22 protein-coding genes and 1 riboswitch are annotated in these 23,460 nt (G+C 72.8%); of the genes, 11 read left to right on the top strand and 11 right to left on the bottom strand.

Translation table 11 applies throughout. The features are described 5' to 3' along the window. The coding region (locus GB864_RS08390) for an MFS transporter (protein ID WP_160423997.1) at window positions 1-711 on the bottom strand (711 nt) is incomplete at its 3' end. Window positions 712-765: 54 nt separating this feature from the next. Between GB864_RS08390 and GB864_RS08385 the strand changes: the two genes are divergently transcribed. Further along, window positions 766-1,155 (top strand): MerR family transcriptional regulator, encoded by a 390-nt coding sequence (locus GB864_RS08385; RefSeq protein ID WP_160423996.1) that lies wholly within the window; start codon window positions 766-768, stop codon window positions 1,153-1,155. A 43-nt stretch (window positions 1,156-1,198) separates the two neighbouring features. Here the strand turns inward: GB864_RS08385 and GB864_RS08380 are convergent, their stop codons facing one another. Further along, on the bottom strand, window positions 1,199-2,191 hold the full coding sequence (locus GB864_RS08380) for a GlxA family transcriptional regulator (RefSeq protein WP_160423994.1): 993 nt from the start codon (window positions 2,189-2,191) through the stop codon (window positions 1,199-1,201). A gap of 226 nt (window positions 2,192-2,417) precedes the next feature. Then, complete coding sequence (locus GB864_RS08375; protein ID WP_160423992.1) at window positions 2,418-3,584, bottom strand: RtcB family protein; 1,167 nt, start codon at window positions 3,582-3,584, stop codon at window positions 2,418-2,420. A gap of 534 nt (window positions 3,585-4,118) precedes the next feature. Here GB864_RS08375 and GB864_RS08370 point away from each other — a divergent pair. The 5 genes from GB864_RS08370 to GB864_RS08350 all read left to right on the top strand — a co-directional run bounded on the left by GB864_RS08370 (window position 4,119) and on the right by GB864_RS08350 (window position 9,511). Next, entirely contained in the window at window positions 4,119-5,012 is an 894-nt protein-coding gene (locus GB864_RS08370) for an aldo/keto reductase (protein WP_160423990.1), read from the top strand. Window positions 5,013-5,081: 69 nt separating this feature from the next. Then, a complete protein-coding gene (locus GB864_RS08365) occupies window positions 5,082-6,098 on the top strand; it encodes an aldo/keto reductase (protein ID WP_160423988.1) in 1,017 nt (338 codons plus the stop codon). Window positions 6,099-6,234: 136 nt separating this feature from the next. Further along, window positions 6,235-6,331, top strand: a riboswitch (TPP riboswitch). Further along, on the top strand, window positions 6,322-7,176 hold the full coding sequence (gene thiM, locus GB864_RS08360; RefSeq protein WP_202107078.1) for a hydroxyethylthiazole kinase: 855 nt from the start codon (window positions 6,322-6,324) through the stop codon (window positions 7,174-7,176). It overlaps the preceding riboswitch by 10 nt. Continuing rightward, entirely contained in the window at window positions 7,173-7,862 is a 690-nt protein-coding gene (gene thiE / locus GB864_RS08355; protein WP_160423986.1) for a thiamine phosphate synthase, read from the top strand. The genes thiM and thiE overlap by 4 nt, the downstream gene beginning before the upstream one ends. Then, window positions 7,859-9,511: a bifunctional hydroxymethylpyrimidine kinase/phosphomethylpyrimidine kinase gene (locus GB864_RS08350; protein WP_160423984.1), complete on the top strand. Its 1,653-nt coding sequence runs from the start codon at window positions 7,859-7,861 to the stop codon at window positions 9,509-9,511. Before thiE ends, GB864_RS08350 begins: the two co-directional genes overlap by 4 nt. Window positions 9,512-9,638: 127 nt before the next feature. Here GB864_RS08350 and GB864_RS08345 read toward each other — a convergent pair whose 3' ends face one another. Both GB864_RS08345 and GB864_RS08340 read right to left on the bottom strand, forming a co-directional pair. Next, complete coding sequence (locus GB864_RS08345) at window positions 9,639-10,556, bottom strand: NAD(P)-dependent oxidoreductase (protein ID WP_336603929.1); 918 nt, start codon at window positions 10,554-10,556, stop codon at window positions 9,639-9,641. Then, entirely contained in the window at window positions 10,553-11,920 is a 1,368-nt protein-coding gene (locus tag GB864_RS08340; protein ID WP_160423983.1) for an MFS transporter, read from the bottom strand. Before GB864_RS08340 ends, GB864_RS08345 begins: the two co-directional genes overlap by 4 nt. A 150-nt stretch (window positions 11,921-12,070) precedes the next feature. Here GB864_RS08340 and GB864_RS08335 point away from each other — a divergent pair, with 150 nt between their 5' ends. After that, complete coding sequence (locus tag GB864_RS08335) at window positions 12,071-12,760, top strand: RraA family protein (protein WP_160423981.1); 690 nt, start codon at window positions 12,071-12,073, stop codon at window positions 12,758-12,760. 27 nt (window positions 12,761-12,787) lie between these two features. Here GB864_RS08335 and GB864_RS08330 read toward each other — a convergent pair whose 3' ends face one another. Then, window positions 12,788-13,453, bottom strand: a complete 666-nt coding sequence (locus tag GB864_RS08330) for a GntR family transcriptional regulator (protein WP_160423979.1) — start codon at window positions 13,451-13,453, stop codon at window positions 12,788-12,790. Between the two features lie 157 nt (window positions 13,454-13,610). Between GB864_RS08330 and GB864_RS08325 the strand changes: the two genes are divergently transcribed. The 3 genes from GB864_RS08325 to GB864_RS08315 all read left to right on the top strand — a co-directional run bounded on the left by GB864_RS08325 (window position 13,611) and on the right by GB864_RS08315 (window position 16,341). Further along, window positions 13,611-15,032: an acyclic terpene utilization AtuA family protein gene (locus GB864_RS08325; protein ID WP_160423977.1), complete on the top strand. Its 1,422-nt coding sequence runs from the start codon at window positions 13,611-13,613 to the stop codon at window positions 15,030-15,032. Then, window positions 15,025-15,363: a DUF4387 domain-containing protein gene (locus GB864_RS18765; RefSeq protein WP_336603928.1), complete on the top strand. Its 339-nt coding sequence runs from the start codon at window positions 15,025-15,027 to the stop codon at window positions 15,361-15,363. The genes GB864_RS08325 and GB864_RS18765 overlap by 8 nt, the downstream gene beginning before the upstream one ends. A 345-nt stretch (window positions 15,364-15,708) precedes the next feature. Beyond that, a complete protein-coding gene (locus GB864_RS08315) occupies window positions 15,709-16,341 on the top strand; it encodes a LysE family translocator (RefSeq protein ID WP_336603927.1) in 633 nt (210 codons plus the stop codon). A 53-nt stretch (window positions 16,342-16,394) separates the two neighbouring features. Here the strand turns inward: GB864_RS08315 and GB864_RS08310 are convergent, their stop codons facing one another. Next, window positions 16,395-17,864, bottom strand: coding sequence for an MDR family MFS transporter (locus GB864_RS08310; protein WP_160423973.1), 1,470 nt, complete (start codon window positions 17,862-17,864; stop codon window positions 16,395-16,397). A 79-nt stretch (window positions 17,865-17,943) separates the two neighbouring features. Between GB864_RS08310 and GB864_RS08305 the strand changes: the two genes are divergently transcribed. Then, on the top strand, window positions 17,944-18,612 hold the full coding sequence (locus GB864_RS08305) for a TetR/AcrR family transcriptional regulator (RefSeq protein WP_160423971.1): 669 nt from the start codon (window positions 17,944-17,946) through the stop codon (window positions 18,610-18,612). 12 nt (window positions 18,613-18,624) lie between these two features. On the opposite strand, the gene GB864_RS08300 is transcribed toward GB864_RS08305, so the two are convergent. From GB864_RS08300 to GB864_RS08285, 4 genes are read right to left on the bottom strand one after another with little or no spacing between them, the layout of a single operon-like run. Beyond that, entirely contained in the window at window positions 18,625-19,650 is a 1,026-nt protein-coding gene (locus tag GB864_RS08300; protein ID WP_160423969.1) for a substrate-binding domain-containing protein, read from the bottom strand. A 49-nt stretch (window positions 19,651-19,699) separates the two neighbouring features. Next, window positions 19,700-20,752: a galactofuranose ABC transporter, permease protein YjfF gene (gene yjfF, locus GB864_RS08295; RefSeq protein ID WP_160423967.1), complete on the bottom strand. Its 1,053-nt coding sequence runs from the start codon at window positions 20,750-20,752 to the stop codon at window positions 19,700-19,702. Next, on the bottom strand, window positions 20,749-21,795 hold the full coding sequence (locus GB864_RS08290) for an ABC transporter permease (RefSeq protein ID WP_236778988.1): 1,047 nt from the start codon (window positions 21,793-21,795) through the stop codon (window positions 20,749-20,751). The genes yjfF and GB864_RS08290 overlap by 4 nt, the downstream gene beginning before the upstream one ends. Further along, on the bottom strand, window positions 21,792-23,405 hold the full coding sequence (locus GB864_RS08285) for a sugar ABC transporter ATP-binding protein (RefSeq protein ID WP_160423965.1): 1,614 nt from the start codon (window positions 23,403-23,405) through the stop codon (window positions 21,792-21,794). Before GB864_RS08285 ends, GB864_RS08290 begins: the two co-directional genes overlap by 4 nt. Between the last annotated feature and the right edge of the window lie 55 nt (window positions 23,406-23,460).

The following is a 23,460-nucleotide window of genomic DNA, read 5'->3' as shown; positions in this document are numbered from 1 at the left end:
CGCCGCCTCGGCGGCACGGGAGCCGCCCGTGCCGCCGCGCTCGACGCCGACGCCGACGCCCGCGGCCTCGGCCTCGGCCGCCTGTGCAGGCAATGCCGGCACGAGCATCCGCACCGCCACGGCTGCTGCCAAGGCGAGCGCGGCGAGGCCCCAGAACGCCGGGCGCCACCCGACGGCCTGGGCGACGAAGCCCGCGAGCGGGGTGCCGATGACCGTACCCAGCATCGCGCCGCCGAGCACGACGGCGACCGCGCTGGGCAGGTCGCGCTCGGGCACGAGGTCGGCGGTCGCGGCGTTCGAGGTCGCCCAGAGCAGGCCGACCGACACGGCGCCGATCAGCCGCGCGACGACGATCGCCTCCCAGGACGGCGCCGCTGCGGCGAGCACGGTCGCGACGGCCAGGGCGACGAGCGCCCAGGCGATGACGGCGCGACGGTCGAAGCGGCGCACCAGGCGCACGGCGGGGAACGTGCCGACGACCACCACGAGCGCCCAGATCGAGACGAGCAGTCCGATCTCCGACTCGCTTCGGCCGAGACCGACGGCGAGCTGCGGCAGCATCGCCATGGGCAGCATCTCGGCGGTGACCATCACGAACGCGGCGGCGCCGAGCACGAGGAGCGCGGCCCACGGCAGGCGGTCGACATCGGGGGCGGCGGGCGCCTCGACGGCGCGTGCGGCGGAGTTCGGAGCGGGGCTGGTGTCATCCATACCTCGACGCTAAACTTTGACATTGATGTCAATGTCAAGCCTGAGGAGGACGGAATGCGGATCGGCGAAGTCGCAGAGCGCGCGGGGGTCTCGGCCCGACTCGTCCGGTACTACGAGCAGCAGGGGCTGATCGAGCCGATCCGCCTCGCCAACGGTTACCGCGAGTACGACGAGTCCCACGTCGAGCGGGTGCAGCGCATCGCCGGCCTCGTGCAGTCGGGCCTGACGACGAAACTCGTCAAGCAGGTCATGGGCCTCGAGGACACGATCGCGCGCGACGAGCCCGGCTGCCCCCGCTCGGTCGCCGATGCGCTCGCCGCCGAGCTCGTCGGACTCGAGGCGAAGATCGCGTGCCTCAGCCGCAGCCGCGACACCATCCGCGACTATCTCGCGCGAAGCGAGCACGCGGCGCTCCTGCTGGAGATCGGCGCCGAAGCATCCTGAGCCCTCGGCCGCGCCGATGCCTGGGCCGGGGCGGGAGCCCGAGTCAGGATGCCGCGGGGCGCACGAACGTGTGGCGGTACTCGCTCGGGCTGGTGCCGAGGATGCGGCGGAAGTGCAGCCGCAGGTTCGCACCTGTGCCGAGACCGACCTCCGAGGCGATCTGCTCGACGCCGAGCTCGGAGCGTTCGAGGAGTTCGCGGGCGCGGTCGACGCGGGCGCGGAGGATCCACTGCATCGGCGTGTAGCCCGTCTCGTCGCGGAAGCGGCGCGAGAACGTGCGCACCGAGACGTTCGCCTGCTTGGCGAGATCGGCGACCCCGATCGGCTCGGCGAGCCGGCCGAGCGCCCACGCGCGGGTCGCGGCGAACACTTCGCCGTGCGGCTCCGGCACCGCGTGCGGCACGTACTGGGCCTGGCCGCCGGAGCGGTAGGGCGGGGCGACGAGCCGCCGCGCGACGCGGTTCGACAGGCCGACGCCGTGGTCGCGCCGCACGAGGTGCAGGCAGAGGTCGAGCCCGGACGCCGCCCCCGCCGAGGTGAGGACCTGGCCCTCGTCGACGAAGAGCACGTCCTCGTCGACGTCGACCTCCGGGTACCGCTCGCGGAGGGCGTCCGTGTAGTGCCAGTGCGTCGTCGCCCGCTTGCCGTCGAGCACGCCGGCCGCGGCGAGCGCGAAGGCGCCCGTCGAGATGGAGACGAGCCGCGCGCCTCGCCCGGCGGCGGCCCGCAGTGCGGCGACGACGTCCGGCCGCGGCAGCTCCTGGTCGGGGCGGCGGTAGCCGGGCACGAAGATCGTGTCGGCCCACGCGAGCACCTCGAGGCCGTGATCGACGTGGTACGCAAGACCCTCGCCGCCGGAGACGAGGCCGGGCGCGGCGCCGCAGACGCGCAGTTCGTAGGGCATGGACGCCCGCTTCGCGAACACCTGCGAGGGGATGCCGACGTCGAGGGGCTTCGCGCCGTCGAGCACGAGCACGGCGACGCGGTGGTCGCGGGTGGTGCGCGCGTAACCGGCGCCGGTGGTTGCGAGGGTCATGGGGTTTCGGCGGATTCGTCGACGATCGGGGGTTCGGCAGGGCCCGCCCCGGCGGCATCCGCGAACGCCTGGCCGTTTCCACGCCGCTCGCAAGGATACCGTCTCGCTGAGGCATCCTCGCCCCGTCGCGACCCGCCCACCCCCAGCCGCACGATTCCGCTCGCGAACTCCGCGAGCGGAACGGACCGCGGCGGGCCGGGGCATCGCCCCGACCCGCCCTGTCGTCCTAGTTCCCCTTCACGTTCACCAGCTGGCGCAGCGTGTGCCGGATCTCGACCAGTGGGGCCGCGTCGGCCATCACCCGGTCGATCGGCTTGTACGCCTGCGGGATCTCGTCGATGAAGGCATCCGTGTCGCGGTACTCGATGCCCGCCATCGCCTCGCGGAGCTGCTCAAGGGTGAAGGTCTGGCGCGCCTTCGTCCGCGAGTACTCGCGCCCCGCGCCGTGCGGCGAGGAGTTCAGCGACATCCGGTCGCCCTTGCCGACGACGACGTAGGACGCCGTGCCCATCGAACCCGGAATCAGGCCCGGCCGGCCCTCGTCGGCCTGGATCGCGCCCTTGCGGGAGACCCACACGCGCTTGCCGAAGTGCTCCTCGGACTCGGTGAAGTTGTGGTGGCAGTTGATGCGCTCCTGCTCCACCACGGGCTCGCCGACCCACTCGGAGACCTGGCGCAGGACCCGGTCCATCATCTCCTCGCGGTTGAGCAGCGCGAAGTGCTGGGCCCACCGCAGCTCGGCGAGGTACCGCGCGAACTCCGGGGTGCCCTCGACGAGGTAGGCGAGGTCGCGGTCGGGCAACTCGATCCACCACTTCGCCATGAGCCGCTGGGCGACCCGGATGTGGTGCTGCGCGATCTTGTTGCCGACGCCGCGGCTGCCCGAGTGCAGGAACGCCCACACGCGGCCGAGCTCGTCGGTCGAGACCTCGATGAAGTGGTTGCCCGAGCCGAGCGAGCCGAGCTGCAGGCGCCAGTTCCCGGCGTACGAGTCGGGGTCGAAGGATGCCCGTGCCGCGAGGGCCTCGAGCTCCGCGACGCGCGGCGCGGCGGTCGCGACGATCTTGCGGTTCGCGCCGCCCGCCGACACGGGCACGGCCCGCTCGATCTGCTCGCGCAGCGTGCGCCGGTCGGACGGCAGCGCGTCGACCGCGAACTGCGTGCGCACGGCGATCATGCCGCAGCCGATGTCGACGCCGACGGCCGCCGGCATGATCGCCCCGAGCGTGGGGATGACCGAGCCGACGGTGGCGCCGAGGCCCAGGTGGGCGTCGGGCATGAGGGCGAGGTGCGGGTAGATGAACGGCATCCGCGAGGAGGTGAGAGCCTGCTCGACGGTGCGCTCGTCGATGCGGCTCGCCCAGGAGACGAGCCGTCCGGAGAGTTTCTCCATCGGTCCTTTCCAGTCTGTGCAGTGGTGATCGGTTCCGGAGCCCGAGGGCTCCCGATCGCGCGCAGATCGGAAGGACACCCCGGGCCTCGTGCGGCCGGGGTGACGAAGATCGCGGAGGTTCCGCGGGCGGCGTCAGCCGGCCGGAGCGAGCAGCAGTTCGTCGAGCGAACGGCCGTATGCCGTGGGCTCGACGAAGGAAGCGGGATTCATGCGCTGCAGTTGCACGGCCGTTCCTTCCTGCTGCCGGGGTTCGCCGCGCAGGTCGCGCAGCCTCACGAACCTAGCGGCCCGGGCGTGTCGCGGTCAACGGCTGACCCCACTTCTCGAGTGGGTAAGTGTCGTGGGTGCCGTCCCGTCCCCACCCGCGACACCTACCCACTCGGGGAAGAGGCCGCGACACCTACCCACTCGGGGAAGAGGCAAGTCCACTCGGGGAAGAGGCAAGGGCGGTCGACCAGTTGGATGAGGGGGGACCGGTGGGAGGGGTACCGACCGGACCTGTCTGGCCCGGGGGCCCCGACCTAGCGTGGAGGCATGAGCGATGAACTCCTGACTCTCAACAACGGCGTCACGATGCCCGTCATCGGGCTCGGTGTCTTCCAGAGCGCACCCGCGGAGACGGCAGCGGCCGTCGAGGCCGCGCTGCGCGTCGGCTACCGGCACATCGACACGGCCGCCGCCTACGGCAACGAGCGGCAGGTCGGCGAGGGGCTGCGCGCCTCCGGCGTCGACCGGCACGACGTGTTCCTCGAGACCAAGGTGTGGCCCTCCGACTACGGCTACGACGAGACCCTGCACGCCTTCGACAAGAGCGTCGGCAAGCTCGGCGTCGAGCAGCTCGACCTGCTGATCCTGCACCAGCCCGCCGTCTCCCTCTTCGAGCAGACCCTCGAGGCGTACCGGGCGCTCGAGACGCTCCTCGCCGACGGCAAGGTGCGCGCGATCGGCGTCAGCAACTTCACGCCGGCGCACCTCGACCGGCTCCTGCAGGTCGCGACCGTCGTGCCGGCCGTCAACCAGGTGGAGCTCCACCCGTACCACGCGCAGCACGACGTCCAGGAGGCGGACGCCGCGCGAGGCATCCTGACCCAGGCGTGGTCGCCCATCGGCGGCATCACCTTCTACCCGGGACCGTGGGGGGATGACCGTCGCAGCGTCATGGACGACGAGACGATCGTCGCGATCGCGGCGGCGCACGGCAAGAGCCCGGCGCAGGTCATGCTGCGGTGGGGCATCCAGCAGGGCCGTTCGGTCATCCCGAAGTCGGTGAACCCGACGCGCATCGCCGAGAACTTCGACGTCTTCGACTTCGCGCTCTCCGCCGAGGAGCTCGGCCGCATCGACGCGCTCGACACGGGTCGCCGCAGCGGGCCCGACCCGGACCGCGTCTTCACCGAGCAGATGCTCTTCCCGATCCCGGAGGACTGAGCGCGCCGGCATCCGACGGGCATCCTCGCCCGCAATCGGGACCATCGCCTTCGATCGAAAGGATCCACCATGCAGTACCGACCGCTCGGCCGCACCGGCGTGCAGGTCAGCCCGCTGTGCCTCGGCACGATGATGTTCGGCCCGTGGGGCAACGACGACGAGGCGGACGCGATCCGCGTCATCCACGCCGCCCTCGACGCCGGCATCAACTTCGTCGACACGGCCGACGTCTACTCGTCCGGCCGGTCCGAGGAGATCACCGGCAAGGCGCTCAAGGGCCGTCGCGACGACGTCGTGCTCGCCACGAAGTTCTTCATGCCGTTCGACGACGACCCGAACCACCGCGGCGGCTCCCGCCGCTGGATCATGCGGGCCGTCGAGAACAGTCTCCGCCGCCTCGGCACGGACTACCTCGACCTGTATCAGGTGCACCGGCCGACGCCGGACGTCGACATCGAGGAGACGCTCGGCGCGCTCAGCGACCTCGTCCATCAGGGCAAGGTTCGTTACCTCGGGTCCTCGTCGTTCGCGGGTTCGCAGATCGTCGAGGCCCAGTGGGCGTCGCGCGATCGCGGACTCGAGCGCTTCGTGACCGAGCAGCCGCCGTACTCGATCCTCGTTCGCGGCATCGAAGCGGACGTGCTGCCCACGGTGCAACGTCACGGCATGGGCGCGCTCACGTACAGCCCGCTCGGCGGCGGCTGGCTGTCGGGCCGTTGGCGCAAGGATGCCGCGGGCACCCCGACCTCGGCGGCGCGGCCCGGCGTGCGCTTCGACATGAGCCTGCCGGAGAACCAGCGCAAGCTCGACGTCGTCGAGGAGCTCGCGCTGCTCGCCGAGGCGAACGGGATGACGCTCATCGAGCTCTCGATCGCGTGGGTCATCCGCCACCAGGGCGTCACGGCCGCGATCGTCGGACCGCGCACGATGGAGCAGCTGGAGTCCTACCTGCCGGCGGCCGAGATCGAGCTCTCGGACGAGATCCTCGACCGCATCGACGAGCTCGTCGCTCCCGGTGTGACCATCCATCCCGGGGACCACAGTTACGGGGCGTTCGAGCTGCAGGCGGCGAACCGGCGGCGCTGAGTCCAACTCGACCCCGTGAGTGGGTAAGTATCGCGGGTGCGCCGGTCGGCGCACCCGCGATGCCTACCCACTCGGGGAGAAGGAGCACCTCGCCGAGAACGTCGACGTCGACGACCGGCCGAGCGCTAGAGTGGCGCGCAGTGACACGGGGTGCCGCGACCGACGCGGCTGAGATCACACCCGTCGAACCTGATCTAGTTCGGACTAGCGAAGGGATGTCGCGTTGCGCGATCGTCTGTCCATCGACCCTGCCCGTCGAGCCTCGGAGCTCCTCGACCTCGTGCGCGGCACCGTGCCGCTCACGCACTGCATCACCAACTCGGTGGTGACGAACTTCACCGCGAACGCCGTGCTCGCCGTCGGGGCGACGCCCGCGATGGTCGACCTCGTCGGCGAGGCCGGGATGTTCGCCGGCGTCGCGGGCGGCCTGCTCGTGAACCTCGGCACGCCGACGCCCGAGCAACGGGAGGCCGCCCGCGAGGCCGTCGCCGGCGCGAACGCCGCAGGCACCCCGTGGGTGCTCGACCCCGTCGCGATCGGCGCGCTGCCCATCCGCACGGCGCTCGCCCACGAGCTCGTCGCGCTGCGGCCGGCGGCCGTCCGCGGCAACGCCTCGGAGATGCTCGCCCTCGCGGGCACGGGCGGCGGCGGCCGCGGGGTCGACGCCGCCGACGAGACGGATGCCGCAGCCGGGCCCGCAGCCGAGCTCGCCCGCCGCTCGCGCGCGGTCGTCGCGGTCTCCGGGGCCGTCGACCTCATCACCGACGGCGAGCGCGTGGCTCGCGTCGCCAACGGCGACGCCCTGCTCACGAAGGTCACGGGCGGCGGCTGCGCGCTCGGCGCCGTGATGGCGGCGTTCCTCGCGGCCGACGCCGGCACCGCCGAGCCCGACGCGTTCCTCGCGATCGTGTGCGCCTCCCTCGTCTACGAGGTCGCGGCCGAGTTCGCGGCCGATGGCGCGGCGGGACCGGGGTCGTTCGGGGTGCGCTTCCTCGACGCCCTCGCGAGCGCCGACGGCGACGAGGTCGTGGCCCGCGCGCGGGTCGAGGTCGCCGCCTTCGACGGGGCCGCCGCGTGAGCGCCCGCTCCGCCCGAGTCGGCCGCCCGTCCCGCACTGCGCTCGATCTCGGCGTCTACCTCGTCACCGACGCGGGTCTCTGCGGCGAGCGCGGCGTCGCCCGGACCGTCCGGGCGGCGGTCGACGGCGGCGTCGGCGTCGTGCAACTGCGCGACAAGACGGCCTCCGACCTCGAGACCCTCCGCACGCTCGAGGCGCTCGCGGTCGCGATCGACGGGCGGGCGGCGCTCGTCGTCGACGACCGGCTCGACGCCGTGCTCGCGGCGCGGGCCGCGGGCATCCCGGTCGACGGGGTGCACCTCGGTCAGGGCGACGTGCCGGTGCTGCGGGCGCGCGAACGGCTCGGCACCGACGCGATCGTCGGCCTCACGGCGAACACGAGGGCGCACCTGGATGCCGTCGCGGCGCTGCCGACCGGCACCCTCGACTACCTCGGCGTCGGCGTCATCCGTCCGACCTCGACGAAGCCCGACCACCCGCCGGCGCTCGGCGTCGACGGCTTCGCGGCGATCCGCGCCGCGGCGACCCTGCCGTGCGTCGCGATCGGCGGCGTCGGGCTCGCCGACCTCGCGCCGCTCCGGGCCGTCGGGGCGGCCGGGGTCGCGGTCGTCTCCGCGATCTGCGCCGCCGAGGATGCCCGCGCGGCCGCCGCGGAACTGCGCTCGGCGTGGGAGGCGGCGGCATGAGCGCTCTGCCCCGGCTCGAGCGCCCCGGATACCTTCGCGTCGACGAACCGGCCGCCACCGGATCGGTTGCCGCCGATCGCATCCGCCGCCGCATCCCGAACATCCTGAGCATCGCCGGGAGCGACCCGTCCGGCGGGGCGGGCATCCAGGCCGACCTGAAGTCGATCGCCGCGAACGGCGGGTACGGCATGGCCGCGATCACGGCGTTGACGGCGCAGAACACCCGCGGCGTGCGAGCCGTGCACGTGCCGCCGGTCGCCTTCCTGACCGAGCAGCTCGATGCGATCGCCGACGACGCGCGCGTCGACGCCGTGAAGCTCGGGATGCTCGGCAGTGCCGAGGTCGTCGCGGCGGTCGGCGACTGGCTCGTGGGCACCCGCCCGGCCGTCGTCGTGCTCGACCCCGTGATGATCGCGACGAGCGGCGATCGGCTCCTCGACGCCGATGCGGAGCGGGCGCTGCGCGATCTGCTGCCGCTCGCCGATCTCGTCACGCCGAACCTCGCGGAACTCGCGGTGCTCGTGGGCGAGCCGGTCGCGGACGACTGGGCGGCCGCCCTCGCCCAGGGACGCGCACTCGCGGCCGCGACGGGCGTGCGCGTGCTCGTGAAGGGCGGCCATCTCGCCGGCCCCGAGACGCCCGACGCGCTGGTCGAAGCCGACGACACCACGGTCGGGTTCGACGGCGCGCGCATCGCGACGACGAACACCCACGGCACCGGCTGCTCGCTCTCCTCCGCGATCGCGACCCGCCGTGCGGTCACGGGCGACTGGTCGGTCGCCGTCGGCGAGGCGCGCGCGTGGCTGCGCGAGTCGATCGCGGCCGGTTCCGAGCTCGAGGTCGGCGGCGGCAACGGGCCGATCCACCACTTCGCGGGCGTTTGGGCGCGCGGCGGCACCACGACGCCGCCGACCCCGGCCGACCTCGCCGCCGAGTGGTGGGAGGAGACGGCGGGCATCCGGTCGGCGATCGACGACCTGCCGTTCGTGCGGCGGCTCGCGGACGGCTCGCTGCCCCGCGACGCCTTCCTCGACTACCTCGGCCAGGATGCCGTCTACCTCCGCGACTACGCGCGCGTGCTCGCCGCGGCCTCCCGGCTCGCGCCCGACGCCGACGCCCAGCGGTTCTGGGCGGGCTCGGCCGCCGGCGCGCTCGCGGAGGAGCTCGCCTCGCACGAGCGGCTGCTCGCCGGCGCGGCCGCGACCGCGCACCCCGAGCCGGATGCCACGACGACCGCGTACCTCGACCACCTGCTCGCAGCGGTCGCGCGCGGCGAGTACGGCGTCGTCGTCGCGGCGCTCCTGCCGTGCTTCCAGCTCTACGTCGACCTCGGGATGCGGCTCGCGGCCGGCGGGTTCGGCGCTGCCGCCCGGCGGCCCGAGCACCCGTACGCCCCGTGGCTCGCGTCCTACGCCGACCCCGGGTTCGCCGAGTCGACCCGCATCGCGACGGGCATCCTGGCGACGACGGCGGCGGCCGCGACGCCCGCGCTGCGCGAGCGGATGCGTCGCGCCTACCGGGTCTCCGCCGAGCACGAACTCGCGTTCTTCGGCGCGCCCCGCGGCGGTTCGGCTGCGGAGGCTGCCGCACCGCACGACGCCGACGGGGCGCGGAATCCGGCAACGGTCGTGGCCACGGCCACGGCCTGAGGCCCCCGCGAGTGGGTAGGTGTCGTGGGTGCCGGTCGTCTCGCACCCACGGCACCTACCCACTCGGCGATGCACGCGACCGGCCGGCGATCGGGCTGCACCGGGCTGCACCGGGCTGCGGACTGGGCTACGCCAGGAGGGCCGGCCCGAGCACCGCGTTCGCGGGCGGCTCCCCCGCGGCGAGACGGCGCACCTGCTCGACGATGACGTCGTCGATGCGGGCATCCATCGCCGCCGTGTCGCCGCCGAGGTGCGGCGTGATGAGCACGCCGGGCAGCTCCCAGAGCGGGTGCCCGGGCGGCAGCGGCTCGGGGTCGGTGACGTCGAGGGCGGCCCGCACGCGACCGGCGCGGACGGCCTCCACGAGCGCGTCCGTGTCGACGACGGGCCCGCGGGCGACGTTCACGAGCAGCGCACCCGGCTTCATGGCGGCGAGGAATCGGGCATCCACGAGCCCCGTCGTCTCGGGGCCGAGGGGCACCGCGACGACCACGATGTCGGCGCCGGGCAACGCGCCGAGCAGGTCGTCGGCGCCGAGCACCCCGGGCCGGGCCGTGCGCCCCGCGAGCACGAGCTCCACGTCGAAGGGCTCGAGCCGGCGCTGCACCTCCCGGCCGACGCCGCCGACGCCGACGAGCAGCACGCGGCGCCCGGCGAGCCCCGGTCGGCGCTCGTGCCGCCACGACCCGGCTGCCGCATCCCGCACGGCCGCCGGGATGCCCCGCTGGGCGGCGAGCACGAGCGCGAGCACGAGCTCGGCCGTGGAGGCCTCGTGCACGCCGACCGCGTTGCAGAACGTGATGCCGTCGGGCAGGTGCGCGGCGATCCCGTCGTAGCCGAGCGTCTGCGCCTGCACGAGCCGGATGCCCGACCCGGCGAGCCCGGCGACGGCCGACGCCGGCCCCAGGTAGGGCAGCACGAGCAGGTCGAACGCTTCCGGAGCACCCGCGAGCTGCGCGGGCGTGCGCACCTCGAGCACCGCGTCCGGCAACCGGGCCGCGAGCCGGGCCCGCAGCCCCTCGTCGGGCAGGGCGAGCCGGATCACTCGGCCCGCTCGGCGTCCACGAGGCGCTCCTCCGCGACCTGCGTGCCCGCGTACTCGCGGCGCACCCCGAAGGTGAGCGCGAGGGCCGCGACGGCGATGACCGCGAGGAAGAACATCAGGTATCGCCAATCGGTGAGGTCGACGAGCCCGCCGAGCGCCGCGGGGCCGATCGACGAGCCGATCGCGCACGCCACCGAGAAGATGCCGGTGTAGACGCCGATCATGCGCCGGCTCGGGGCGAGGTTCCAGAGCATCACCGTCGCGTTCACGACGAAGCCCGCGAAGCCGACGCTCGCGACGAGCACGGCGACGTAGGTGCCGACGACGGTGGGCACCGCGAAGCCGATGAGCGTGCCGATCGCGAAGACGCCCATGCCGATGCGCATGACGATTCGGCGACCGTAGCGGTCGGAGACGATCGCGACGGGCAGCGCCGCGACGAGGAACGCGACGCCCGCCGGGAGGGTGAACCCGCCGGCCTGCCCGCGGGTGAGTCCGAGCCCTTCGACGCCGTAGAGGGTGAGCATCGCCCGGATGCCGCTCCACGCGCACCAGGCGACGATGATCGCGATGATCATGACGAGTCGGCTGCGGTCGCGGTCGGTGAAGATGTCCTTGACGATCGCGCGGAAGCCGAGGCCCTCGGTGCCCTCGATGCGGTCCTCGTCGACGACGGCGCGGTACTCGGCCGACTTCGATTCGCGCAGGCCGAGCACGAGGAACGTCGCGCACGCGACCATGAGCAGCGCGGAGATCGCGAACGCCGCCTCGACGCTCTCGTCGACGACGAAGAGGCTGAGCAGCGCGGAGACGATGATCGTCAGGCTCGAGGCCATGCGCCCGATCGCGTTCGCCTTGCTGCGGTGCTGCGGCGCCTGGGTGTCGGCGATGAGCGATTCGGTCACCGGCTTGAACGCGTTCGCCGTGAGGGCGAAGAGCACGATGACGGCGATGAGCGCGGGGAAGTTCGGCGCGAACGGGATGAGCGTGAACAGGATGGCCGCGATCGGCACGCCGACGACGATGTAGGGCGTGCGGCGGCCCCACTTGCTGCGGGTGCGGTCGCTGAGGTGGCCCATGAACGGCTGCACGAAGATGCCGAGGATGTTGTCGAGGCCCATGATGAGGCCGATGAGCGCGGCGCTCGAGGTGTACTGGGCGAGGGTGACGGGCGTCTGCGCGTCGTGGAAGTTCCACACCGATTCCTGCGCGAAGACGCCGAGGGCGACAAGCATCGCGACGCGCAGTCGGAAGCGCGGGGTGGTCCCCGCGAGGATGCCCGAGGCAGGGGCGGCCGCCGGCGTCGCGCCGGTCTGCACTGCGGAGGCCGATTCGTTCGGCCGGTCGCGGGGGTCACGCTTCATTGCTTCGACTCCATCGTCTTGACTCCATTGTCGGGTGGATCGAGGGCGCCGCCGTCGATCGTGCGGAGAGACTAGCATTTGCTATAGCAAATGGAAACCGATGCGAATCGCGGCCCTCGCCCGACGCATCCACGCCGACGAAGGAGTCTCGTGAGCCCCCGCACCCTCGCCCCCGCCGACCTCGAGTTCCTGCGCGGCGTCGACAGTCCGACCATCGCGAACGCCCTCGAGCGCCTCGACCTCCGCGACCGCAGCGACGGCTACCTCGGCGGCGACGTCGCGTGCGCCTTCCCGGAGCTCGGCGTCATGGTCGGCACGGCCGTCACGGTCACCGTCGGCAACGCGCTCGGCCGACCGGCCGACCAGACCGGCTACTGGGAGCTCTGGGAGCGCCTCGACGCGACGCCCGGTCCCACCGTCATCGCGATGCAGGATGCATCCGGCACGCCGACCCGCGTCGCCTATGCCGGCGAGATCATGGCGACCCTCGCGCAGCGCCTCGGCGCGGTCGGCATCGTCACCGACGGGGCGCTCCGCGACCTCGACGAAGTGCGCGCGAAGGGTTTCCACTACTTCATGAAGCAGGCCGTCGTCTCGCACGCGAACTTCGAGCTCACCCGCGTCGGCGAGCCCGTGCGCCTCGACGGGCAGGACGTGCGGACCGGCGACGTGCTCCACGGCGACGTCAACGGCGTCGTCGTCGTGCCGTGGGAGGGCCTCGCCGCGCTCCCCGACGCCGTCGAGACGATCCGCCTGGGCGAGCGCCGCGACCTCGACTACCTCGCGAGCCCCGAGTTCACCCTCGACGGCTACAAGGAGCTCCGCTCCTACGGGAAGTAGGCGCTCCGACGGGAAGCAGGCGCTCGCTCAGAGATCGGGGATCGACGAGCGCGCGTGCCGGCGCATGATGCGCTCGGCGAGCTCCTCGTCGTGGGCCTCGAGCGCGTCGACGATCGCGTAGTGGTCGGCGATGCGCGCCGCGACCCAGGCGTCGTCGCGGGCGTCGCGGTCGAGCGTGCGGGTGCGCTGGTCCGTTCCGTAGATCGCGTAGCTCTCGATGAGCGTGCGCAGTGCGGGGTTCGCGGCGACGCGGGCGAGCTCGGCGTCGAAGCGCTCCGCGCGCGCGAACTGCTCGAGCGGGGTGAGGCGGTCGCGCGAGGCGACGAGCTCGTCGATGTAGCCGCGGAGCGTGGCGACCGCCTCGGGCGTGATCTTGCGCGCGGCGAAGCGCGCCTCGGCGCCGCGCAGCATGACCTCCACCTCGCGGAGCTCGTCGAGCGTCTCGGCCGGGTGGTCGACGATCTGGAGACCGCGGGCGCCGACGCGTTCCAGCAGCCCCTCGTGCTCGAGCTTGCGGATGGCCTCGCGCACGGGAGTCGGGCTCACGTCGAGGGCGGCGGCGAGGCCGCGCTCGGTGACGCGTTCGCCGGGCACCAGCCGTCCGTCGGCGATGCCGGCGCGCAGCGCGTGGTACGCCTGTTCGGCGAGCGATCCCGCCCGCTCGACCTGCGGCAGCCCGCGTTCCGGATCCACCCGTGCCTCCTCCGTCGCGCACCGGCTCCGGCGGGCATCCGATCGACGCCCACCCGCCGCGCGCGACACCGCGATGCTAACCCCGCCCCGGGCCCGAGCCGGTTGACGACACTTGCTATAGCAAATAGAGTGAGGCGATCCGAGCAAAGGTGCACGAATGACCGACTCCCTGACCGCCGAAGCGACCGGCCCCGCGCCGTCGCCGAAGCGCGACTCCATCCGCATCGTCTTCCCCATCGGCATGCTCGGCGGCGGCTTCCCCGAGGAGACCGTCGCCCGAGGCATCCGGCTGGGCGCCGACGCCATCGCCGTCGACGGCGGCTCGACCGACTCGGGGCCCTCGTACCTCGGCGCCGGGGTCGCGAAGACCCCGCGCGGCGCGGCGAAGCGCGACCTCAGGGTCATGCTCGTCGCCGCGCGCGCGGCGGGCATCCCCGTCGTCGTCACGAGCGCGGGCACGAGCGGCACCGACTCCGGCGTCGACTGGCTCGCCGGCATCGCGCAGGAGATCGCCGACGAGGAGTCGCTGACGTTCCGCCTCGCGACGATCCGCAGCGAACTCGCGCAGGAGCAGGTGCTCGGCGCCCTGGCCGCGGGCCGCATCCGCGCCCTCGAACCGGCGGGCCCGCTCGACGCGGCGACCGTCGAGCGCTGCTCGCACATCGTCGGACTCATGGGCCACGCGCCCATCGCCGACGCCCTCGACGCCGGCGCCGACCTCGTCATCGCCGGCCGCGCCTCCGACACCGCCTCGGTCGCCGCGCTCGCGCTGCGCCACGGCATCGCCCCCGGACCGGCCTGGCACGCCGCGAAGACCGTCGAATGCGGCAGCCAGTGCACGACCGACCCGCTCGGCGGCGGCGTCATGGTCGAGATCGACGACGACGGCTTCACGGTCGTCCCGCTCGACGACACCTCGGCCGCCACCCCGATGACGGTCGCCGCCCACATGCTCTACGAGAACGCCGACCCGTACCGCATGCGCGAGCCCGCGGGCATCCTCGACACGAGCGCGGCCGTCTACACGGCGCTCGACGAGCGCACGACCCGCGTCGAGGGCTCCCGCTTCGAGGCCGCCGAGCAGCCGACGATCAAGCTCGAGGGCAGCGCCTTCGCGGGCTACGAGACCATGTCGCTCGTCGGCGTGCGCGACCCCGAGATCCTCGCGCACCTGGATGCCTGGCTCGCACGGCTCGACGGCGAGCTGCGCCGTCGCGCCCACGCGTTCCTCGGCCTCGAGCCCGCCGACTACGACCTCGAGGTGCGCGCCTACGGCCACAACGCGGTGCTCGGCGACCTCGAGCCGGGCGGCTCCGTACCCCGCGAGGTCGGCGTGCTGCTGCGCGTGCGCGCCGCCGACCAGGCGACCGCGACCGCCCTCGCGAAGACCGCCAACCCCGTGCTGCTGCACCTGCCGCTCGCAGGCATGACGCACCTGCCGAGCTTCGCGTTCGCGACGTCGCCCGCCGAGTTCGAGCGCGGCGCCGTCTATGAGTTCGTGCTGCAGCACGCCATCGAGGTCGCCGACGAGCGCGACCTCTTCCGCACCGAGTTCCAGGAGGTGGCTCCCCGTGGCTGAGACCGTCGCACCGAGCAGCAGCAGCCGGACCCTCGCCGAGGTCGCCGACCTCGTGCGCGCGAAGAACGCCGGCCCGTTCTGGCTGACGCTCGACGTCTTCCTCCCGACCGACGAGGCGTTCGAGCGCGTGGCGGCATCGGCCGTCACCGACCCGGCGACGATCGCCGCGCTCTACCGCACGCCGGCCGAGGGCATCCGCGTCTTCCGCATGCCGGCGCTCAAGGCGATCAAGATCTCGCTGCCCCGCCCCGTCGTGCAGGGGTCGTTCGCCGACCGCGACATGCACTCGGGCCAGCAGCACGTCCCGCTCGCCGGCATCGTCGTCGGCTGAGCGACGAGGAACGAGGATGCCCCGGACCGCGCGGTCCGGGGCATCCTCGCGTTCCGGGCCCGTCGGCCGGCTCAGTCGGCGAGCGCAGCCGCGGCCTCCCGTTCCTCCGCGTCTCGGCCGGGCACGAGCTCGCGTTCCTCGAGGCGTCCCGGACCGGGACCAGCGCCGCGGTCCGGCGGCCGGGCTCCTGCGGTCCGGGGCGCCCTCGCCCCGGCCGTAGGCTGCCCGGGTGACCACCCCCGAAACACTCCTCGGTGTCGCCCTCGTCATGGGCGTTCACGGCGATCGCGTTCTGCGCCGGGCTCCCGCTCGACGCGCGAGTCCGACGGGAGACCGAACGTGCTCGTGAGCTGGACGGCCGTGCTCGGCGTGGCGCTCGTCGAACTGGGAATGGCGCTGACGCCGGGCCCCAACATGGCCTACCTCGCCTCGCGGTCGATCGGGCAGGGGGTGCGGGCGGGGCTGATCTCCCTCGCCGGGACGGGGGTCGGCTTCGTCGCCTACCTCGTCGCGGCCGCGTTCGGGCTGGCGGCGCTCTTCGCCGCCGTTCCCGTCGCCTTCCTCGTCGTCAAAATCGCCGGCGCGCTCTACCTCGGCTACCTCGCCTGGCAGCTGCTGCGGCCGGGCGGCCGTTCCGTGTTCGAGCAGACCGAGGTCGCTCCGATCCGTCCGCTCCGACTGTTCGGGATGGGGCTCGTCACCAACCTGCTCAACCCGAAGATCGCGCTGCTGTACGCCGCCGTGCTGCCGCAGTTCCTCGATCCGGCGCAGCCGATCCCCCCGCAGTTCCTCGTCCTCGGCGGCGTGCAGATCGTCGTCGGGCTCGCGGTCAACGGCCTGGTCGTGCTCGGGGCCGGACGACTCGCCCGGTTCCTGCGCGGTCGGCCCCGCGCGATGCGAGTGCAGCGCCGGGCCTCCGGCGCGGTGCTCGCCGGGTTCGCCGTCAAGCTCGCGTTCGAGCGGCAGCCGGCGGCCTGAACCGGAGACGCGGATGCCCCGGTCCGCCGGGCCCGGGCATCCGCGTTCGGCGCCTACTCGGCGAGCGCGGCCGCGGCCTCCCGTTCCTCCGCAGCCGCGGCGGCCGCCCGCACCGCCGTGCGGCCGGGCAGCAGGAACGTCAGTCCCATTGCGACGACGGTGAAGCCGACGGCCCACCAGAACGCGGCGTCGAAGGCGTCCGCGGCGTCGGCGGCATCCACGGCGCCGACGAGGTTCGCCTCGAGGATGACGGCGAGCAGCGCCGTGCCGAACGCGCCGCCGAGCTGCTGCGCGAGTCGTGTGACGATGCTCGCGTGGGGCACCTCGGCGTTGTCGAGGCCGACGTAGGCGACCGACATGACGGGGATCATGACCGCGCCGAGCCCCATGCCGCGCACGAGCAGCACGCCCATGAGCAGCCAGATCGACGTGTCCGCGTCGGCGAAGGCGAACGGCACGGTCGCCGCACCCATGACGGCGAAGCCGACGAGCGCGACCCACCGACCGCCCACCGAGTCCGTGAGCCGGCCGGCGAGCACTCGGGTGAGCAGCGTCCCGACGCCCTGCGGGATGAGCACGAGTCCGGCCTCGAGGGCGCTGAGCCCCTGGATGTTCTGGAAGTAGAGCGGGAGCAGCAGCATCGCGCCGTAGAGCGAGGCGCCCGCGAGCAGGAACAGCATCGACGAGGAGCCGACGGCGCGCTTGCCGAAGAGGCGCACGTCGACCAGGGCGCGGTTCGGGCGCGGCAGCGCCCACGCGACGAACGCGGCGACGAGCACGGCGCCCGCCGCGAGCGGCCCCCAGACGTCGATGCGGGCGAAGCCGCCCTCGTCGCCCGCGTTGGAGAGGCCGAAGAGCACGCCGACGAGGCCGGGCGAGAGGAGGAGGAGCCCGACCATATCGAGTTTCGCGCGACCGGCGGTCCGGTCGGCGGGCAGGAACTTCCACGCGAGGGCGAGGCCGACGAGGCAGAAGGGCACGTTGACCCAGAACAGCCAGCTCCAGTCGAGGTACTCGAGGATGACGCCGCCGATGGTCGGGCCGAGGATGGGGCCGAGCGCCATCGGCAGGCTGACGATCGCCATGAGCTTGCCGAGGCCCGCGCGGCCTCCGGCGCCGACCTGCTGCAGGGCGAGCATCGTCATGAGCGGCATCATGAGACCGCCGCCGAGGCCCTGCACGACGCGGAAGGCGATGAGGCTCGAAGCGTCCCAGGCGAGGGAGCAGGCGATGGAGGCGACGAGGAAGACCGTCAGGGCGAGCATCCAGAGGCGCTTGCCGCCGAGCCGCGCCTGCGCCCAGCCGACGATCGGGATCGCGACGCCGAGGGCGAGCAGGTAGCCGGTCGACACCCACTGCACGGTGCTGATGGGCACGCCGAGTTCGCGGGCGATGGTGTCGAGGGCGACGCTGACGATGGTCGAGTCGAAGATGACGGCGAGGCCGCCGACGATGAGCACGAACACGGTCACGAGGGTGCGACGGTCGAGTGCGGCGGCCGCGGGGGCCGGGGTGGCGGACATGGGTGCTCCAAGACGACGGTCGAGATACAGGCATGTATCTCGGACATCGGATGCTACGCCGCCGATGTAAGATACACAAATGGATCTTGCGAGCCGTTCGGATGAGACCCCGCCTGCGTCGCCCGACGCCGGGTCCGGAACCGGCTCCGGCACCCCCGAACGCCCCGCGCGCCGCCGCGGCCCCGAGCTCGAGGCGGCCCTCCTCGACGCGGCCTGGGCCGAGCTCTCCGAGTCCGGCTACGACGGCTTCACGTTCGAGCGGGTGGCCGAGCGGGCCGGCACCAGCCGCCCCGTGCTCTACCGGCGCTGGCCCGACAAGCCCGCACTCGTGAAGGCCGCGCTCGCCCGCGGCTTCTGGCGCGACGCCGTCGAGGTCCCCGACACGGGCACGCTCCGCGGCGACGTGCTCGAGGGCCTGCGTCGCGCCAACGCCGCGCGCGCCCCGATCATCCCGCTCATGAGCGTGCTCGTCGGCAGCTACTACCTCGACACCGGCACGACGTTCGCCGAGCTCCGTGCCGAGTTCGTGCGGGACCGCCGGCCGATGATGGAGACGTTCGTCGCCCGCGCGCTCGAGCGCGGCGAGCTGACCGCCCCGCCGCCCGCACGGGTCGTCGCGCTCCCGTTCGACCTCTACCGCCAGCACCTGCTGCTGAACTTCGCGCCGCTCGCCGAATCCGACATCCTCGGCATCGTCGACGAGCTGTTCCTGCCGCTCGTCGGCCTCGCCGACCTGCCGACCGCGTGAGCCGCGGCCGCCTCATTCGACGGGGGACCCCACCCGCGCGGCCGTGCTCTCGCGCTCGACGAGCACCGTCGGGGCGGGCGTCGGCACGACGGCCTCCTCGTCGCCGAGCACCGCGAGCGCCGTCGTGAGGGCGTTGCGGCCGAGCACCGCGAAGTCCTGCCGCACCGTCGTGAGCGGCGGGTCGAAGTAGGCCGTCTCGGCGAGGTCGTCGAACCCGACGACGCTGACATCGCCCGGCACGGCGATGCCGCGCTCCCGGAGTCCGTGCATGAGGCCGAGCGCCATGAGGTCGTTCGCGACGAAGACGGCGCTCGCCTGGGGATCGGCCGCGATCACGGCGGCGGCGGCGTGCCCGCTCGCGGGCGACCAGTCCCCGATGATCGGCTCCGAGGCCGGCAGCCCGCGATCGGCGATCGTCTGGAACCACCCGCGCAGCCGCTCGGCGGCGTCCATCGAGTCGGGCGGGCCCGCGACGTGCCGCACCCGCGTGTGCCCGAGGGCGATGAGGTGCTCGACGGCCGCCCGCGCGCCGCCGAACTGGTCGGACCCGACCCGGGCGGCGATGCCGCGGTCCTCCGAGGCGATCGCCACGAGCGGCACCCCCAGTTCGAGCCCGGCGAGTGCGTCCAGCGCGGCGCGCTGCTGCGCGATCACGACGACCGCCTCGACCGACTGCTGCACGAGCAGCTCCGCCGCCGCCCGCACCTCGGCCGGGTCGGCGCGCGCCATGCTGGCCTGGATGACCGCGTACCGGGCGTCGCGCGCGGCCTCGTTGAAGTGCAGCGCCGTCGACGCCGGAGCCTGGCCCGGCGCCCCCATGACGATGAGGCCGAGCATCCTCGAGCGACGGGTGACGAGCGCCCGGGCGGCCTGCGAGGGCACGTAGCGCAGCTGCGCGATGGCCTGCTCGACGCGCTGGCGCGTCGCCGGCCGCACGTTGGGCAGATTGTTGAGCACCCGCGACACCGTCTGGTGCGAGACCCCCGCGAGGCGCGCGACGTCGAAGATCGTCGCGCCGCGGGTCTTGTCCTCGGTCACTCGGTGCGGCTCCTGCCTCGCGCCGCCGGCGGCGCGATCGTCCTCAGTATTATCGGCGCCGCGTGGTCAGCACCCGCTGCAGGATGATGAACACCAGCAGGAGCGCGCCGATGAAGATCTTCGTCCACCACGACGAGAGGGTGCCCTCGAAGCTGATGATGGTCTGGATCAGGCCGAGCACGAGCACGCCGAGCACCGAGCCGAGCACGAAGCCGTAGCCGCCGGTCAGCAGCGTGCCGCCGATGACGACCGCGGCGATGGCGTCGAGCTCGGTGCCGATGGCCGTCAGCGGGTAGCCCGAGAGCGTGTAGAACGTGAAGAGCACGCCCGCCAGCCCCGAGCAGAAGCCCGAGACGACGTAGACGAGCACCTTCGTACGGGCCACCGGCAGGCCCATGAGCATGCCCGACTGCTCGCTGCCGCCGAGCGCGTAGACCGTGCGGCCGAAGCGCGTGCGGTGCAGCACCCAGACGGCGATCGCCACGACGACGACCGCGATGATGACGCTCGGGGTGATCGAGGCGCCGCCGCCGAGCGGGATGCGCGTGACCGCGAGCTGCACGAACGTCGGGTCGGTGATCGAGATCGACGACTGGCTGATGACGTAGCAGAGGCCGCGCGCGAGGAACATCGCCGCGAGCGTCGCGATGAAGGGCTGCACGTCGAACACGTGGATCATGAGCCCGACGAGCAGGCCGAGGACGCTCGTGAGCACGAGGATGAGCGGGATCACGACCTCGGGCCCCCAGCCCGCCTGCAGCAGGCTCGCGGCGATCATGCCGCTGAGCGCGACGACCGCGCCGACCGAGAGGTCGATGCCGCCCGTCAGGATGACGAACGTCATGCCGACCGCGAGCACGATGAGGTACGCGTTGTCGACGAAGAGGTTCAGCAGCACCTGCGCCGAGAAGAAGTTGGTGTACCGCACCCCGCCGACGATGAAGAGCAGCACGAACAGGGCGAGCGTGATGAGCACCGGCCCGTACTTCGGGCTGATGAGCACGCGCAGCGCGCTGCGCAGTCGAGCCGCGACGGCGGGCTTGCCGTCCTGACGGTCGGGTCCGCCGGGGGCGACGGACGTGGGCTCGAGTGTGGCGGTCATGACGCGGCCGCTCCCTTCCCGGCTCGGACGGCGAGGCTTCGTCGGAACGAGCCGAGCGCCTGGTTGGTTCTGGGCGACTGGAGGATGCAGACGATCGTCACGACGGCGGCCTTGAACACCATCGTCGCGATCGGCGGGATGCCGACCGTGTAGACGGTCGTCACGAGGGTCTGGATGACGAGGGCGCCGACGAGCGTGCCGGCGAGCGAGTAGCGGCCGCCCGCGAGGGAGGTGCCGCCGATGACGACGGCGAGGATGGCGTCGAGCTCGATGAACAGGCCCGTGTTGTTCGCGTCGGCCGCGGCCGTGTTGGCGGTGAGGATGACGCCGGCGATCGCCGCGCAGAAGGCGCAGAACGTGTAGACGCCGAAGAGGAGGCCGCGGGCGCGCACGCCCGCCTGCCGGGAGGCTTCGGGGTTGATGCCGACCGACTCGATGAGCATGCCGAGCGCGGTGCGCCGAGTCAGCAGAGCCGCCGCCGCGAAGAGCACGGCCGCGATGATGACGGCCACCGGCAGACCCAGCCAGAACCCGGACCCGAGCATCTTGAACGGCGGGCTGTTGACCGTCAGGATCTGGCCCTCGGTGATGAGCATGGCGACGCCGCGGCCCGCGGTCATGAGGATGAGCGTCGCGATGATCGGCTGGATGCCGAGCACCGCCACGAGGAAGCCGTTCCACACGCCGAGCACGAGCGAGATGCCGATCGCGACGAGCACCGCGACGGCGACGGTCGCCGGGCTGCCCGGGTTCGGGGAGCCGAGGATGATCGCGCAGGCGACCGCGCCCGAGATCGCCGCGACCGCGCCGACCGAGAGGTCGATGCCGCGCGTGGCGATGACGAGCGTCATGCCCACGGCGATGATGAGCGTCGGCGCGCCGTTGCGCAGGATGTCGATGAGGCTGCCGAAGAGGTGGCCGTCCTTGATCGTGATCGAGAAGAAGCCCGGGAACGCGATGAGGTTGACCACGAAGAGCACGAACAGCATGACGATCGGCCAGAACAGCCGGCTCCCGACGATGCGGGCGAGGAGGGCGCTCAACGGAGGGCTCCTTCGGGGTCGGCGGGCGCGGGCCCGGCGGGGGGCGTCGGCGAGGCGGATGCCGCTTCGCCCGGGTTGTCCTCGTCGCCCGAGCCCTCGGCGATGAGTGCCATGAGCTCCTCGACGCCGAGGCCGTCGTTGACGAGGTCGGCGACCATGCGCCGGTCGCGCATGACGGCGACGCGGTGGCTGAGGCGCAGCACCTCTTCGAGCTCGGCGGAGATGAACAGCACGCTCATGCCGTTCTCGGCGAGGTTGACGACGAGCTTCTGGATCTCGGCTTTGGCGCCGATGTCGATGCCGCGGGTCGGCTCGTCGAGGATGAGCAGGCGGGGTGCGATCGCGAGCCAGCGCGCGAGCAGCACCTTCTGCTGGTTGCCGCCGGAGAGGTTGCGCACGAGCGCGTTCGGGTCGGCGGGTCGGATGTTGAGGGCCTGGATGTAGCTCTGGGCGAGCTCCTCCTGGCGCTTCTTCGGAATGGGGCGGAACCACCCGCGGTCGGCCTGGAGCGCGAGCACGATGTTGTCGCGCACGCTCAGGTCGCCGACGATGCCCTCGTCGCGGCGGTTCTCGGAGGAGTAGGCGATGCGGTGCGCGATCGCCTGGCGGGGCGTGCGGAGCTTGACGCCGTCGCCGCGCAGCTCGATCGAGCCCGAGTCGGGGCGGTCGATGCCGCCGATGAGGCGCGCGACCTCGGTGCGGCCGGAGCCGAGGAGGCCGGCGAGGCCCACCACTTCGCCCTCGGCGATCGGCAGGTCGACGGGCTGCACCTTGCCCTTTCGGCCGATGCCCTCGGCGTCGAGGAAACGAGCGGCACGGGCATCCTCGTCGCCCTCGACGACGGCGCGGGATCGCTTCTCGAGGTCGTCGAGGCTCGCGAGCTCCTTGCCGATCATCTTCTGGACCAGGTCGATGCGGAGGATCTCCTCCGTGCGGTACTCGCCGACGAGCCGGCCGTTGCGCAGCACCGTCAGCCGGTCGGCGATCTCGTAGACCTGGTCGAGGAAGTGGGAGACGAACAGGATCGCGACGCCCTGCTCCTTGAGCGAGCGGATGACGCGGAACAGCTCGGCGACCTCGTCGGCGTCGAGGCTCGACGTCGGCTCGTCGAGGATGAGCACCCGCGCGTTGATGTCCATCGCCCGGGCGATGGCGACGAGCTGCTGCACGGCGAGCGAGTGGTCGCCGAGGAGCGACGTCGGGTCGATCTCGAGGTTCAGGCCGGCGAGCAGCTCGGCCGCGCGTCGCCGGGTGGCCCGCCAGTCGATCGAGCCGAAGCGGCGGGGCTCGCGGCCCAGCATGATGTTCTCGGCGACCGAGAGGTTCGGCAGGAGGTTGACCTCCTGGTACACGGTGGAGATGCCGGCGGCCTGCGCCTGCGCCGGGCCCGAGAACGACACCTCCTCTGAACCCAGCACGATGGTGCCGCCATCGATGCCGTACACGCCCGTGAGGGCTTTGATGAGGGTCGACTTGCCGGCGCCGTTCTCGCCCATGAGCGAGTGGACCTCGCCGGCGAACATGCGGAAGTCGACGCCGTCGAGGGCTTTGACGCCCGGGAACTCGATCGAGATGCCGCGCATCTCGACGACGGGTGCGGTGTCGGTCATTCGTCTCTCCATCGAGTCCGTGGTTCGCTGATCGAGGGTGTTCCGCTGGTCGAGC

It is taken from the genome of Agromyces seonyuensis (genome assembly GCF_009789225.1).
Classification (GTDB): Bacteria; Actinomycetota; Actinomycetes; order Actinomycetales; family Microbacteriaceae; genus Agromyces; species Agromyces seonyuensis.
This window is presented reverse-complemented; position numbering and strand designations above follow the sequence as displayed.

Bases quoted from the DNA above. Each gene is read 5' to 3' on its own strand.
- GB864_RS08385 (WP_160423996.1), top strand. From the start codon at position 766: ATGCGGATCGGCGAAGTCGCAGAGCGCGCGGGGGTCTCGGCCCGACTC.
- GB864_RS08380 (WP_160423994.1), bottom strand. From the start codon at position 2,191: ATGACCCTCGCAACCACCGGCGCCGGTTACGCGCGCACCACCCGCGAC.
- GB864_RS08375 (WP_160423992.1), bottom strand. From the start codon at position 3,584: ATGGAGAAACTCTCCGGACGGCTCGTCTCCTGGGCGAGCCGCATCGAC.
- GB864_RS08370 (WP_160423990.1), top strand. From the start codon at position 4,119: ATGAGCGATGAACTCCTGACTCTCAACAACGGCGTCACGATGCCCGTC.
- GB864_RS08365 (WP_160423988.1), top strand. From the start codon at position 5,082: ATGCAGTACCGACCGCTCGGCCGCACCGGCGTGCAGGTCAGCCCGCTG.
- GB864_RS08350 (WP_160423984.1), top strand. From the start codon at position 7,859: ATGAGCGCTCTGCCCCGGCTCGAGCGCCCCGGATACCTTCGCGTCGAC.
- GB864_RS08340 (WP_160423983.1), bottom strand. From the start codon at position 11,920: ATGAAGCGTGACCCCCGCGACCGGCCGAACGAATCGGCCTCCGCAGTG.
- GB864_RS08325 (WP_160423977.1), top strand. From the start codon at position 13,611: ATGACCGACTCCCTGACCGCCGAAGCGACCGGCCCCGCGCCGTCGCCG.
- GB864_RS08310 (WP_160423973.1), bottom strand. From the start codon at position 17,864: ATGTCCGCCACCCCGGCCCCCGCGGCCGCCGCACTCGACCGTCGCACC.
- GB864_RS08305 (WP_160423971.1), top strand. From the start codon at position 17,944: ATGGATCTTGCGAGCCGTTCGGATGAGACCCCGCCTGCGTCGCCCGAC.
- yjfF (WP_160423967.1), bottom strand. From the start codon at position 20,752: ATGACCGCCACACTCGAGCCCACGTCCGTCGCCCCCGGCGGACCCGAC.
- GB864_RS08285 (WP_160423965.1), bottom strand. From the start codon at position 23,405: ATGACCGACACCGCACCCGTCGTCGAGATGCGCGGCATCTCGATCGAG.